General features: G+C 69.3%; 14 protein-coding genes. 9 read left to right on the forward strand and 5 right to left on the reverse strand.

Annotation, left to right across the window (positions count from 1 at the left end; all coding sequences use genetic code 11):
- Nucleotides 1–384: 384 nt before the first annotated feature.
- Nucleotides 385–1,194, reverse strand: a complete 810-nt coding sequence (locus tag WBA97_RS08705) for a hypothetical protein (protein ID WP_424230209.1) — start codon at nt 1,192–1,194, stop codon at nt 385–387.
- 225 nt (nt 1,195–1,419) lie between these two features.
- On the opposite strand from WBA97_RS08705, the gene dinB reads away from it, so the two are divergent.
- Nucleotides 1,420–2,613 carry a DNA polymerase IV gene (dinB, locus tag WBA97_RS08710; RefSeq protein ID WP_424230210.1) on the forward strand — a complete coding sequence of 398 codons (1,194 nt, stop codon included), beginning with the start codon at nt 1,420–1,422 and terminating at the stop codon, nt 2,611–2,613.
- Between the two features lie 13 nt (nt 2,614–2,626).
- Here the strand turns inward: dinB and WBA97_RS08715 are convergent, their stop codons facing one another.
- Both WBA97_RS08715 and WBA97_RS08720 read right to left on the reverse strand, forming a co-directional pair.
- Entirely contained in the window at nt 2,627–2,917 is a 291-nt protein-coding gene (locus WBA97_RS08715; protein ID WP_424230211.1) for a transcriptional regulator, read from the reverse strand.
- Nucleotides 2,914–3,336 carry a hypothetical protein gene (locus WBA97_RS08720; RefSeq protein ID WP_424230212.1) on the reverse strand — a complete coding sequence of 141 codons (423 nt, stop codon included), beginning with the start codon at nt 3,334–3,336 and terminating at the stop codon, nt 2,914–2,916. Before WBA97_RS08720 ends, WBA97_RS08715 begins: the two co-directional genes overlap by 4 nt.
- Before the next feature lie 108 nt (nt 3,337–3,444).
- On the opposite strand from WBA97_RS08720, the gene WBA97_RS08725 reads away from it, so the two are divergent.
- From WBA97_RS08725 to WBA97_RS08740, 4 genes are all read left to right on the forward strand, one after another.
- Entirely contained in the window at nt 3,445–5,142 is a 1,698-nt protein-coding gene (locus tag WBA97_RS08725) for a sodium:solute symporter family protein (protein ID WP_424230213.1), read from the forward strand.
- 9 nt (nt 5,143–5,151) lie between these two features.
- On the forward strand, nt 5,152–5,418 hold the full coding sequence (locus WBA97_RS08730) for a hypothetical protein (RefSeq protein ID WP_424230214.1): 267 nt from the start codon (nt 5,152–5,154) through the stop codon (nt 5,416–5,418).
- 69 nt (nt 5,419–5,487) lie between these two features.
- Nucleotides 5,488–5,850, forward strand: a complete 363-nt coding sequence (locus WBA97_RS08735) for a DUF1304 domain-containing protein (protein WP_424230215.1) — start codon at nt 5,488–5,490, stop codon at nt 5,848–5,850.
- 35 nt (nt 5,851–5,885) lie between these two features.
- Nucleotides 5,886–6,530: a UdgX family uracil-DNA binding protein gene (locus tag WBA97_RS08740; RefSeq protein ID WP_424230216.1), complete on the forward strand. Its 645-nt coding sequence runs from the start codon at nt 5,886–5,888 to the stop codon at nt 6,528–6,530.
- On the opposite strand, the gene WBA97_RS08745 is transcribed toward WBA97_RS08740, so the two are convergent.
- Complete coding sequence (locus WBA97_RS08745) at nt 6,515–6,889, reverse strand: hypothetical protein (protein WP_424230217.1); 375 nt, start codon at nt 6,887–6,889, stop codon at nt 6,515–6,517. The genes WBA97_RS08740 and WBA97_RS08745 overlap by 16 nt on opposite strands.
- Before the next feature lie 404 nt (nt 6,890–7,293).
- Between WBA97_RS08745 and WBA97_RS08750 the strand changes: the two genes are divergently transcribed.
- Nucleotides 7,294–8,382: an FUSC family protein gene (locus tag WBA97_RS08750; RefSeq protein WP_424230218.1), complete on the forward strand. Its 1,089-nt coding sequence runs from the start codon at nt 7,294–7,296 to the stop codon at nt 8,380–8,382.
- Here the strand turns inward: WBA97_RS08750 and WBA97_RS08755 are convergent.
- The gene (locus WBA97_RS08755; protein ID WP_424230219.1) at nt 8,372–9,028 is read right to left on the reverse strand and encodes an NAD(P)H-binding protein; all 657 of its coding nucleotides are present in this window, start codon (nt 9,026–9,028) and stop codon (nt 8,372–8,374) included. The genes WBA97_RS08750 and WBA97_RS08755 overlap by 11 nt on opposite strands.
- A 160-nt stretch (nt 9,029–9,188) precedes the next feature.
- Here WBA97_RS08755 and WBA97_RS08760 point away from each other — a divergent pair, with 160 nt between their 5' ends.
- From WBA97_RS08760 to WBA97_RS08770, 3 genes are all read left to right on the forward strand, one after another.
- Complete coding sequence (locus WBA97_RS08760) at nt 9,189–10,082, forward strand: LysR family transcriptional regulator (RefSeq protein WP_424230220.1); 894 nt, start codon at nt 9,189–9,191, stop codon at nt 10,080–10,082.
- Between the two features lie 184 nt (nt 10,083–10,266).
- The gene (gene lanKC / locus WBA97_RS08765) at nt 10,267–12,864 is read left to right on the forward strand and encodes a class III lanthionine synthetase LanKC (RefSeq protein ID WP_424230221.1); all 2,598 of its coding nucleotides are present in this window, start codon (nt 10,267–10,269) and stop codon (nt 12,862–12,864) included.
- A gap of 25 nt (nt 12,865–12,889) precedes the next feature.
- Nucleotides 12,890–13,036, forward strand: a complete 147-nt coding sequence (locus WBA97_RS08770; RefSeq protein WP_424230222.1) for a SapB/AmfS family lanthipeptide — start codon at nt 12,890–12,892, stop codon at nt 13,034–13,036.
- Nucleotides 13,037–13,105: the final 69 nt, after the last annotated feature.

The following is a 13,105-nucleotide window of genomic DNA, read 5'->3' on the forward strand; positions in this document are numbered from 1 at the left end:
CTTTCGGGACGCTAACGTCCCGAAAGCGCCTTTCATGGCATCCCGCCCCTCTGCGGGCGGGTGACCATCAGTGGCAGCAGTACCACCATGCGGAACAGAGGGAAAGCCCGAGGCCCAGGCCAATGGCGATCATGTATACCTCCACCTTGGACGGCTTCTCTCGCAGTTGCGAAAGCGATCTAGACGTTAGCGATCATCGCGCCGCCATGTCTTCCCCGATACGGTTAGAGATACGTAGCTGGGTGTGGCCAAAGTGGACTGTCAATCGCGCGGAGTTAGCGAGACCGGCTATTTAAAGGTATCGTTCAGGTGGAATCGAGCCACATTCTCCAATTTCTGTAACGCTTTTTTCGTCCGCCTGCGCGGTCGCGTTCACCTGTCGCGTCATGCCTCACGCTCGGCGACGACCGCGATCCGATCGCCCGCGATCGACAACACGCAGGGCACCAGTTCGGCCGAGGGCGCCCCGGCCTCGCGAACGGCGTTCCCGGCAACATCGGCGAGCGCCCCGTCCTCGGCCGCGGCGTAGACGAGATCGGGGGACACCAGCCCCACGACCAGGCGCTCGGCGCCGAGGAGGTCGGTGAGCTGCTGGTAGAAACCGGGCAGGCAGGCGACGGCCGCGACCAGCCGCCCCGACATGGTCAGCAGCCCGTCGTCGCGGGTCTCGATCGGAAGCTCGCCGGGGAGCTCCCGGCAGATGTCGGCCATCAGATCGTCGAACGAGGCGTCACCAAGTTGGTCATAGGTGACGTGGTAGGTGCCGGAGGGCGTGACCACGGCGAGCGCCAGGTGCAGCCGCCCACCCGCGACGGGCCAGTGGGGGATGTCCGCGAGCCGGCCGGTCAGCGGAGAGGACTCACTCCACAGCACCGGCCGTAACTCGGCCTGCAAGGTGATCCGCGCGGCGGCGAAAGCGTCGTCCCACCCCTGCGCCCCGGGCCGCGCGAAGCGGTGGGTGGCGGTGGCCCCGGGAAAGGTGGCCGCGATGAACGCGGCGTCCGAGGAGGTCGGTTCCCACTCGGTGTGCAGGGCCGCGACCTGCCTGGCCCGAGCGTGATGTGCCCGCTCGACGGCGTCCCAGGCCTGCTGAACCCCGTCCTCGGCGAGGGTGGGCACCTTCCCGACGAGGTGCTTCTCCTTCCCCTTCCGCAAATGGAACACCACGACATTGGTGCGGGGATCGATGTCCACCGCGCGACTTTACCCGTGCAAAGCACCGGCAACCCACTGTCATTTCCCGACTTCCCACACAAGGACACCACAGACCGCGGCGCCCGGCGCCCCGAACCGGGCCGGGTCCCGGCCGCTCCGCGCGAGACCGCAGGCCGCTCGGCAGGCGACGGCGGCTCGGTTTGTGCAGGTCAAGGGCGAGTTCGACGCCGAGAGTGTGTTTTTGTCGGTGGTCGATGCGAACATATGTTCGTGACAGCGGCGACGATCCTCCACGCTGACCTGGACGCGTTCTACGCGTCGGTCGAACAGCGGGACAACCCGGCGCTGCGTGGCCGTCCGGTGATCGTGGGCGGCGGCGTGGTGCTGGCGGCGAGCTACGAGGCGAAGCGGTTGGGAGTGCGGACCGCGATGGGTGGCGGGCGTGCGTTGCGGCTGTGCCCGCACGCGATCGTGGTGCCGCCGAGGATGTCGGCCTACTCGGCGGCGAGCAAGGCCGTGTTCGAGGTGTTCCGCGACACCACGCCGCTCGTCGAGGGCCTGTCGATCGACGAGGCGTTCCTCGAGGTCGGTGGCCTCCACAAGATCGCGGGGCCGCCCGAGGTGATCGCCGACCGATTACGCAAGGCGGTGCTGGAGCGGGTGGGGCTCCCGATCACCGTCGGCGTCGCGCGCACGAAGTTCCTGGCGAAGGTCGCCAGCGGTGTCGCGAAGCCGGATGGTCTGCTCGTGGTGCCGCCGGCCGGTGAGCTTGAGTTCCTGCACCCGTTGCCGGTCGAGCGGTTGTGGGGCGTCGGAAAGGTGACGTCCGCCAAGCTGCGCGACCGGGGCATCATGACGGTCGGGCAGGTGGCGAAGCTGAACGAGTCGACGCTGGTTGCCATGCTCGGCAAGGCATCGGGCAGGCACCTGCACGCGCTGGCGCACAACCACGACCCCCGTCCGGTGCGGGCAGGCAGGCGGCGGCGGTCGATCGGGGCGCAGCGCGCGCTCGGGAGCAGGCCGCGGCCGGTCGAGGACCTTGAGGCGACGCTCGCGCAGTTGATCGACCGGGTGGCGCGGCGGCTGCGGGCGGCGAAGCGGGCCTGCCGGACCGTCGTGTTGCGGCTGCGGTACGCGGACTTCGCGCGGGCCACGCGGTCGCACACGCTGGTGCACGCGACCGAGGACACCGAGGTGCTGCTGGCGACCGCGCGGGGCCTGCTGCACGCGGCGCTGCCGACGCTGTTCGAGCGGGGCTGCACGCTGGTGGGGGTGTCACTGGCAAATCTGGACGACGAGGACGCGATACAGCTGATGTTGCCGTTCGACGAGGTGGCGCCCGGCGCGCTGGACGCCGCGGTGGACGGGGTGCGGGACCGGTTCGGGCCGGCCTCGGTGACGCGTGCCGTGTTACTTGGCCGGGATCCGGGCATCGCGGTGCCGTTGTTACCCGATTGACCGGGCCCCGGGGTCAGCCGCCGACGATCTCGCGCAACGCGGTCACGTGGCCCTGGTACGCATCGCGGCCGGTCCCGGTCAGGCTCAGCCACACGCGCTGGCGGGTGTCGCGCACCGCGCGCCGCTGGGTCACGTAGCCGACGTCGGTCAGAACCGAGACGTGCTTGCTCAGCGCCGACTTGCTCAACCCGAGCAGTTCGACGAGCGTGCCGAACTCGACCTCGCGCACGGGTTCCAGCGCCGCGCACAGCCGCAGCCGCACCGGCGCGTGGATGACCGGGTCGAAACCCGCCGGATCGGTCATCGAGCGGTGGCCCGGCGGCGGCGCAGGACAAGCGCGGTCGTGGCCACCCATGCGAAGACGAGCACGGCGACCACGAGCGGGGACCACGGCCAGAGATTCCTCGTGGCCGCACCGGCGCAGATGGCGGCGAGTGCGGGGCCCACCACGAGCAGGCCGTCCCGGATGGGGAGCGAGCCGCGGCGATTTTCCTTCACACCACGCATCTTCGTGGTCGCGACCGCGAGCACCACCCCGGTCACGGCGAGGACGAGGCTCGCGGCCGCGTCCCGCCACGACGGCAGCATCGCCGACACCGGCAGCATGGCGAGCACACCCGCCATGACCAGCCAGTACCAGGCCGGATAGCCGGACCAGCCGATCGCGGCCCTGGTTCGCGCGATCGACGCCAAGGCCTCGGCGGCGCCCTGCTGTGTTTCCATGACGGCAACTCTAGAGTTTCCTAGTTGGAAACTCAAGCCTCTGCTCGTCAAGCGCGGAGATCACTTGTGGTGTTTGCTTTACACAGCGAAATCGGGAGGTGACTGGAGTTGCAGGCAATCGCGGCGGATCTGCGCCTGGACGCCAATGCGGTCGACTACGTCCTGCTGGCGATCTACTTCACGCTGGTACTCGGCATCGGTTACATGGCCCGGCGACATGTGTCGTCGAGCATCGACTTCTTCCTGTCCGGCCGCTCGTTGCCGGCGTGGGTCACCGGGCTCGCCTTCATCTCGGCGAACCTCGGTGCCATCGAGGTCATGGGCATGTCCGCCAACGGCGCCGAGTACGGCATGCCGACGGCGCACTACTTCTGGATCGGCGCGGTCCCGGCGATGCTGTTCCTCGGCATCGTGATGATGCCCTTCTACTACGGCTCGAAGGTACGCAGCGTGCCGGAGTTCATGCTCCGCCGCTTCGGCAAACCGGCGCACCTCGTCAACGGCATCAGCTTCGCCGTGGCGCAGGTGCTGATCGCGGGCGCCAACCTGTTCCTGCTCGCCTCCGTGGTGAACCTGTTGCTCGGCTGGCCGATCTGGGTCTCGGTGATCGTCGCGGCCGCGATCGTGCTCAGCTACACCGCACTCGGCGGACTCTCCGCGGCGATCTACAACGAGGTGCTGCAGTTCGTCATCATCGTCGCCGCCCTGCTGCCGCTGACGATCGTCGGCCTGTACAAGGTCGGCGGCTGGCAGGGGCTCGTCGACAAGGTGACCGCGGGGCCGGGCGGGGCCGAGCAGCTCGAAAGCTGGCCCGGCAACCAGCTGACCGGGTTCACCGACAACTTCCTGTCCGTGCTGGGACTCGTGTTCGGCCTCGGGTTCGTGCTCTCCTTCGGTTACTGGACAACGAACTTCGTCGAGGTGCAGCGTGCGATGGCGGCCCGCAGCATGTCCGCGGCCCAGCGCACGCCGATCATCGGCGCGTTCCCGAAGATGTTCATCCCGTTCATCGTGATCATCCCCGGCATGATCGCCGGTGTCGCGGTCACCGAGCTGCAGGGTGAGAACAAGGCCGCGCTCATGGCGGGTGAAGCAGCGCCGAGCGGCGCCACGTTCAACCAGGCACTACTGCTGCTCATGCGCGACCTGCTGCCCAACGGCATGCTGGGCATCGCCATCGCCGGGCTGCTCGCGTCGTTCATGGCGGGCATGGCCGCGAACCTCAGCTCCTTCAACACCGTCTTCACCTACGACATCTGGCAGACCTACCTGCGCAAGGACCGGCCGGACGGCTACTACCTGACGGTGGGCCGGGTGGTGACGATCTTCGCGACCGTGCTGGCGATCGGCACCGCGTTCATCGCCTCCACCTATACCAACCTGATGGACTACCTGCAGCAGCTGTTCTCGTTCTTCAACGCGCCGCTGTTCGCCACGTTCATCCTCGGTATGTTCTGGCGCCGCATGACACCGACCGCGGGCTGGACCGGTCTCGTCGCGGGCACGCTCTCGGCGATCACCGTGTTCATCCTGACCGAGAGCGGCGTGTGGAACCTGCCCGGTCAGGGTGGGGCCTTCGTCGGCGCGGGCGCCGCGTTCGTGGTCGACATCGTGGTCAGCATCGCGGTGACCATGGTGACCCAGCCGAAACCGGCGTCGGAGCTGGTCGGGCTCGTCTACTCGCTGACTCCGAAGGAGTCGCGCCAGCGGGAGACCACCGGCGAGGACGCCGGCTGGTACCGCAACCCCAGCCTGCTCGCGGGAATCGTCCTTGTCATCACGATCGTTCTGAACATCATTTTCTAGGGAGGGCCGATGAGTCCGCAGTCCCGCGTTTCCGCGTTCGACATCCGGCTGATCATCGCTCTGCTGACCGGGATCTACGGCGTGGTGCTGACGGTCCTCGGGTTGTTCGTCACCTCGGCCGAGGAGATCGACAACAAGTCGGCGGGCGTGAACATCAACCTGTGGACCGGCCTGGCGCTGGTGGTGGTGTCGCTCCTGTTCGTGTTGTGGGCCCGCCTGCGACCGCTGCGCGTCCCCGAACACCGCGAGGACGAGGAGGCCGGTACGCCAAAGTAAGAGGGCGCGCGAATAGGGCATGGCGGCGCCCGCCACCGACCCTATTCGCGCGCCCTCTAGGCTCCGGCGATGGACGTCGTCGCCAAGATCTTTGTCGGGCTCGTGGCCCTGATCCACGTGTACATCCTCGTGCTCGAGATGTTCCTGTGGAAGACCCCCCGGGCGCGCAGGGCGTTCGGCACGACGCCCGAGTTCGCGGAGGCGACCGCCGTGCTCGCCGCGAACCAGGGTCTCTACAACGGGTTCTTGGCCGCGGGGCTGGTCTTCGGCATCGTGGCGGGTGGCGCGGTCGGCTTCCCGGTGACCGTGTTCTTCCTGGCGTGCGTGATCGTGGCCGGGCTGTACGGCGCGGCCACCGCGAACAAGCGGATCATCGTCGTGCAGGCCCTGCCCGCGGCGATCGCGCTGGTGCTGACCGTCGTCGCGCACTGAGTTTTCACCGGTCGCGCGGCGGGTAGCCGTCGGCCATGGGTGCGGAGGAGTACGTGCCGGACAAGGCGGGCATCGCCGGGCTGCGGAAGGCCGTGCACGACTGCCGGGGCTGTGACCTGTACAAGAACGCCACGCAGGCGGTGTTCGGCGAAGGTCCATCGGACGCGGCGGTGCTGGTCGTCGGCGAGGTGCCGGGCGACCAGGAGGACCGTCAGGGTCACCCGTTCGTCGGGCCCGCCGGGCGACTGCTCGACAAGGCGCTCGACGAGGCGGGCATCGACCGCGCGAAGGTGTATGTCACCAACGCGGTGAAGCACTTCAAGTACAAGCCCGCCGAGCGCGGCAAGCGGCGCATCCACCAGAAGCCCGGCCGGACCGAGGTCGTCGCGTGCCGGCCATGGCTCATCGCCGAGCTGGACGCGGTGCGGCCCGACCTCGTGGTGTTCCTCGGTGCGACGGCCGCGCAGTCCATGCTGGGCACCACGTTCAGGGTCACCAGGGAGCGCGGCAAGCTCGTCGAGCTGCCGGACCGCCCGGAGCACGCGGTCGCGACCGTGCACCCCTCGTCTGTGCTGCGGTCGGACGACCGCGAGGCGGCGTACCGGGATCTGGTGGCCGATCTCCGGGCCGCCGCCTCCGTCCTCGGTTCCGTTCCCAGCGGACCTCAGCGCACGAGGTAGCGCCGCTGCACGCGGCTCGGTCCCGGCAGCGCCAGCTTGCGAACGAGGTAGGTGAGCAGGCCGCCGATGGCGAGCCACGCGATCGCGGCGAGGCCGTCGTTGAGGAACGTGCGCACCTTGACGTTCTCCGGCACGAACAGGTCGCGCAGGCCGAGTGACACCGCGGCCGACCAGTCGTTGATCATCGCCGCGAACCCGTTGCCCTGGTTGGCCTCGCCGACCACCAGGACGATGTGCACGGCGAGCACCACGGCGAAGAGGCCACAGATCACGTTGATGATCGTGTTGACGATCCGCACGGTGCGCCTGCGTGAGTGGTCGGGGTCGCTGACCTCTTCCCCGACCACGGGCTCGGCCATGGGTTGGTGTTGCGGAGCCACCGGTTGACCCATGGCGGCACGTGGCGGTGGGTCGGCGGGATTAATGTCGAGGCGGGTCCTGTCCGGATCCACTGGCTGGTTCATGGAGTGACCTCTCGTCGGTCCCCTGTCGGGGCGGACCCCGGGGGACATCCCGATACTCACCGGGCGGCCGGTGATCGATCCTGGTGCGGTGACAGCAATCCCAACAGTGCTACCCAAACCCGGACTGACCGAAACACCACAACCCGCGAGTCCACGGTTCGGAACCCGCGAGTTCACGGTTCGGAACCCGCGAGTCCACGCTTCGGAACCCGCGAGTCTGCCGTTCGGGACACCCGATCGCGCGGTGCATGCCTCGCCGGTGGTGTGCGGTGGGCCGGCAGGTCCAATAGCGTGATTCCGTGCGGCTGAGCAAGGCCCGGATGTGGGCGACGGTTCGACGGCGTTGGCACGCGCTGCGGTTGATGGGGTTGCCCATCCTGCAGTGCTCGATCGCCGCCGCGCTCGCGTGGCTCGTGGCCACCGAGGTGTTCGGGCACGCCAGGCCGTTCTTCGCGCCCATCGCGGTCGTCATCTGCATCGGGGTCGGGTTCGGGCAGCAGCGGCTGCGGCGGGTGGTCGAGCTGGTCGTCGGTGTGAGTGTCGGCATCGGGGTCGGTGATCTGCTGATCTCCACGATCGGTGGCGGGTGGTGGCAGCTCGCGCTCGTGCTGGGGCTCGCGATGACCATCTCCGTGCTGCTCGGCGGGGGCACGCTCGTCACGTTGCAGGCCGCGTCCTCGGCGATCCTCGTCGCCACGCTGTTGCCGCCGGGCGGCACCGGTGGGCTGGACCGGATGCTCGACGCGTTGATCGGCGGGCTGCTCGGGCTCGTAGCCATCGCGCTGCTGCCAGGCGACCCACCCGAGATCGTGCGGCGGCGCGGCCAGGAGCTGCTCGGCGAGCTGGCCACGGCACTCATGGCCGCCGCCGACGCCATCACCGGACGGGACCGTGGGATCGCGCAGGAAGCGCTGCGCCGGGCCCGCACGCAGAAGGCGGGCGACGACTACCGCGACGCGTTGCGGGCCGCGCGGGAGATCGCGGCGATCTCCCCGCTGCACCGGCGCCAGCGCACCATGATCGAGCGGTACACGCGGGCGGCCGAACCGATCGATCTCGCGTTGCGCAACAGCAGGGTGCTGCTGCGGCGGACCAGGGCCGCCCTCACCGACGACGAGACGTTCCCGCGGACGTTGCCCGTGGCACTGCGGAGACTGGCCGAGGCGGCGACGGCGTTCGCGGAGGCGCTCGGCGCCGACGGTGACCTGGCCGAGGTGCGGGAGCTGGTGCGGACCGCGGCGACGATCGTCGACGCGGACGGCATCGAGCACACCGGCTTCTCCGCCACCGTGGTCACCGCGCAGCTCCGTTCGGTCGCCGTCGACCTGTTACAGGCCACCGGACTCAGCCACGAGCAGGCCCGAGGGTTCCTGCCGTCTATGGGGTGATGGCGTTGAACGCGTCGCTGTAGAGGACGCGGTCCGGCGCGCCGTGCCTGGCGAGGCTGAGCATCGCGAGGCCGATCTGCTCGGTGGACGACACGTACTTCGGCGCCACCCGCCGCAGCACCGGGAACAGCACGGCGAACACGGGGTACGCCACGCGGTACAGCAGGGTCCTCGACCGGGCGCCGTGCCGCGACTGGATGAACCCAGGCCGCAGCACGTACGCGTCGAGGGACGTGGCGAGCAGCGCGTTCTCCGTCTCGCCCCGGACCCGCGCCCACATGGTGCGGCTCGTGGCGTCGGCACCCGCACCCGAGACGTACACGAACACGGCGGCCGGGTTCTGCCCGGCGACAGCGGCCGCGGCCGTCATCGTGATGTCGTAGGTGACCTGGCGGTAGTCCGCCTCGTTCATGCCGGTCGACGAGACGCCGAGGCAGAAGAAGCACGCGTCCACCCCGGCCAGGTCGGCCGCGTGCGGCGACAGGTCGAGCAGGTCGTCGGTGAGCACCTCGCGGAACTTCGGGTCGGTGACCCCGCTCGCGCTGCGGCCGATCGACACGACCGACTCGACGTCGTCGTCGAGCAGGCACTCACGGACCACGCCCTGACCGACCATGCCGGTCGCGCCGAAGACCACCACCTTCATGAGCGCACCGTAGCGGTCCCGGCCAGCGCGAGCTTGCTCCACAGAAAACCCGAGCCCACCACAGGGCCAGCACACCCATTCGCACCACGTGTCCCACGGTCTCCCGGCCGATCAGACAGCACAAGTGAAATGATCTATACCAACCGTTAAGGTGAGCTACATGCTCGATGTGCGAAGAATGCAGGTGCTGCGCGCGGTCGTCACCAGTGGCTCGGTCACGGCGGCCGCGACCAACCTCGGCTACACACCGTCGGCGGTGAGCCAGCAGGTGTCCGCGCTCGAACGGCAGGCGGGTGTGCCGCTGCTGGAACGCATCGGCCGCGGCGTGCGCCCGACGGCGGCGGGCAGGCTGCTGACCGAGCACGCGGCGATCATCGCCACGCACGTCGCGGAGGCGGAGACCGCGCTCGCCGACCTGCGTGCCGGGCGCACCGGGCGGCTCGCGATCCGCTACTTCGCGACCGCTGGCGCAGCGCTCGTACCGCCCGCCCTCGCGAAGATGCGCGCGAACCACCCCGGCGTGCAGGTGGACCTGAAGCTGATCGACCCGCAGGACCCGATGCTGGAGGTGGAGCAGGGGCGTGCGGACCTCGGCATCGTGGTGTCGCCGAGGGACCGGGTCCGCGACGGCATCCGCATGGTGCACCTGCTCGACGACCCGTACCACGCGGTGCTGCCGAAGGGGCACCGCCTCGCGGCGAAGCGGGTGCTGGATCTGGCGGACCTTGCGGACGAGCCGTGGGTCAACAACGAGCTGAGCGCCGGGCCGTGCATGGAGATCATGCTCAGCGCGTGCGCGTCGGCGGGGTTCAGTCCGAACTTCGTGGTGGAGAGCGACGACTACGCCACGGCGCAGGGATTCGTCGCCGCCGGGCTCGGCGTGACGCTCATCCCGAGGATGGGGCTCGGCCAGCGCCACCCGGGGGTCGTCGTCCGCCGCGTCCGCAAACCGGAACCCTTCCGCGCGATCCACGCGGCCGTGCGGGAGACCTCGCTGGCCCAGCCCGCGCTGGCCGGTCTGCTGGACGCGTTGCGTGATGCCGCGGAGCGGTGAGAAAAAAACCGTCCAAAGTTGTTGCCCCACAGGGAATTCGGGATATACGCGCCGCTGGCGGGGCGACACGCAGAGTGATGTGACATACGCGTGGTCGGGCGGTGACAGTTAGCACTAATTCCGCGGCGTCCCTCGGCGCACGATTGCTTTCGGCTTCCCCAACCGATGAGCGGAGCGACCGAGGATGGACCAGGACTACCAACCGTTCTGCATGGCCGACGCATCGTTCTATGACGCGATGCACTCGGAGGCCACGGCAGGGGAGTCGTTCCCCACCGCGGTGCGGCCACTGCCGACCGGATGGACCCTGCACGAGCAGGACGACTGGTTTGTCATAAACCCGCCGGTTCGCCAGGACGTCCCGCTGCAGGGCTGGAAAATCCACGCCTCGGCGACCCAGGACAACGCGGTCCGGGTGCTCGACACGGTGTGGGACTACTGCGTCGCACGCGGCATCTCGTTCAAGTTCCTGAGATCCAGCACCGCGCTGCTCGCCAGGGTGTCGAAGTACGCGCCGCGTGGCTATGCGGGCAAGCTCGTCACGATCTACCCCGAGAACGACGCCGCGTGCGAGCAGATTCTCACCGAGCTCGGCGCGCAGCTCGACGGCGAGGCGAGCCCGTACATCCTCTCCGACCTGCGCTGGGGCAGCGGCCCGCTGTACGTTCGGTACGGCGCTTTCGCCAACCGTTACACGGTGGACAGCACGGGCGTCGTGGTCGAGGCGATCGCCGACCCCGACGGCAACCTCGTCGCCGACCGGCGCGACCCGGTCTTCTACCTGCCGCCGTGGGTGACGCTGCCTGCCTTCCTCGAGCCGCACATGGCCGCCCGCAACGCGGTCACGATCGCCGACCTGCCGTACACGATCGAGCGGGTGCTGCACTTCTCCAACGGCGGCGGCATCTACGCGGGCCGTGACACCCGCGACGGCAGGGAGATCGTGCTCAAGGAAGCCCGCCCGCACGCAGGCCTCGACACCTACGGGCACGACGCGGTGCTGCGCCTCATCCGCGAGCACGAGACGCTCACCACGCTCGCCGGTGTGCCGGGTGTGCCCGCCGTGCACGACCTGTTCACGATCGGCGATCACCACTTCCTCGTCATGGACCACGTCGACGGCGACGTGCTCGGCAAGGCGATCGTGCTGCGTTACCCGCTGGTCGACCCGACGGCGACGCCGGAGGACTACGCGAAGTTCACCCGGTGGGCGATGGACATCCACCGCCAGGTCGCGGAGACCGTCACGCAGATCCACGAGCGCGGCATCGTGTACGGCGACCTGCACCTGTTCAACATCGTGGTGCGCGAGGACGACACGATCGCGTTGCTGGACTACGAGGTCACGTCGCCGGTCGCGGACGCGACCCGCCCAGGACTCAACAACCCGGGCTTCGCGCCGCCACGGGACGTGCACGGGTTCGACATCGACAACTACGCGCTGGCGTGCCTGAAGTTCGCGCTCTTCCTGCCGATGACCAACCTGCTCGGGTTGCACCGGTTGAAGGCGCGGCACTTCGCGGAGATCATCACCAAGAACTTCCCGGTGTCCATGGACTTCCTGAGACCCGCGATCGACATGATCGTGCCGCCAGGCACCCCGGACCTGCCGAACCCGCGCATCGAACCGGACCCCGCCGCGTGGCCAGAGGTGCGTGCCGACCTGGTCCGCGCGATCCGCGCGAGCGCGACCCCGGACCGCGACGACCGGCTGTTCCCCGGCGACCCGCAGCAGTTCGCGGCGGGCGCGCTCGGTCTCGCGTACGGGGCTGCGGGAGTGCTGTACGCCATGGACGTCACCGGCGCGGGCCGGGTCGAGGAGTACGAGCAGTGGCTGCTGCGGCGGGCGACCAACCCGGTGAGCGGCAGCAGGCTGGGCCTCTATGACGGGCTGCACGGCGCCGCGTTCACCCTGGCCCACCTCGGTCACCGGCAGGAGGCACTCGACGTCGTCGACATCTGCCTGCGGGAGAACTGGGAGACCATGGGCCACGACCTCTTCGGTGGTGTGTCCGGGTTCGGCCTGAACCTGCTGCACCTGGCCGACTCGACGGCCGAGCCCGCGCTGCGGGTGGCCGCGCACCGGGCCGCGGAGATCGTCGCCGCAGCGCAGGGTCCGGAGGACGCCCCCGAGGACGACCCGATCAGCGGGTCGGGTCAGCCGTGGGCCGGGTTGTTCCGAGGGCGGTCGGGTGCCGCGCTGTTCCTGATACGCATGTATGACGACACCGGCGACACCACCTACCTCGACCGCGCCGCGGACGCGCTGCGGTTCGACCTGCGGCGGTGTGTGCTGCGGGACAACGGCACCCTCGAGGTCAACGAGGGCTGGCGGACCATGCCCTACCTCGACGGCGGCAGCATGGGCATCGGCATGGTGCTCGACGAGTACCTGCGCAGACGCCACGACGATCAGTTCGCCGACGCGTCGGCGGCGGTGGCACGCACCGCCCTGTCACCCATGTACATCCTGACGGGCCTGCTCACGGGCCGCGCCGGTGTGCTGATGTACCTGGCGGGTCGCGCCGAGAATCCCGCGACGGACCCGGACGTGGCCCGGCAGGTCCGCAACCTCGAGTGGCACGCGCTGCCGTTCGGCGACGGCATGGCGTTCCCCGGCAACGGACTGCTGCGGCTGTCCATGGACCTCGGGACCGGGACCGCGGGCGTGCTGCTCGCGCTCGGTTCGGCACTGCACGACCAGCCGGTGCGGGCGCCATTGCTGGCGCTGCCCCGGCCGGCTACCCCCAAGACCCCCACGCCTGCTGGCGTGGGTCAGTAGAAAACCCCCGACAAAGGAGCCAAAAATGGCACTTCTCGACCTGCAGGGCATGGAAACCGCTCCCCAGACCGGTGGCGGCGGCAGCAGCGCGAGCGGGCACTCCTGCCCCTCGAACCTTTCCCTCACGCTGTGCGGCGGCTCGTCCGGCCTGAGCCTGCTGATCTGCCACTGACGTCCATCGTGATGTCGTAGTAGCGGGACGCGGTCCCGGACAACTGGCGGTTGTCCGGGACCCCGGCCC

The organism is Actinophytocola sp. (assembly GCF_049647105.1).
Taxonomy (GTDB): Bacteria; Actinomycetota; Actinomycetes; order Mycobacteriales; family Pseudonocardiaceae; genus Actinophytocola.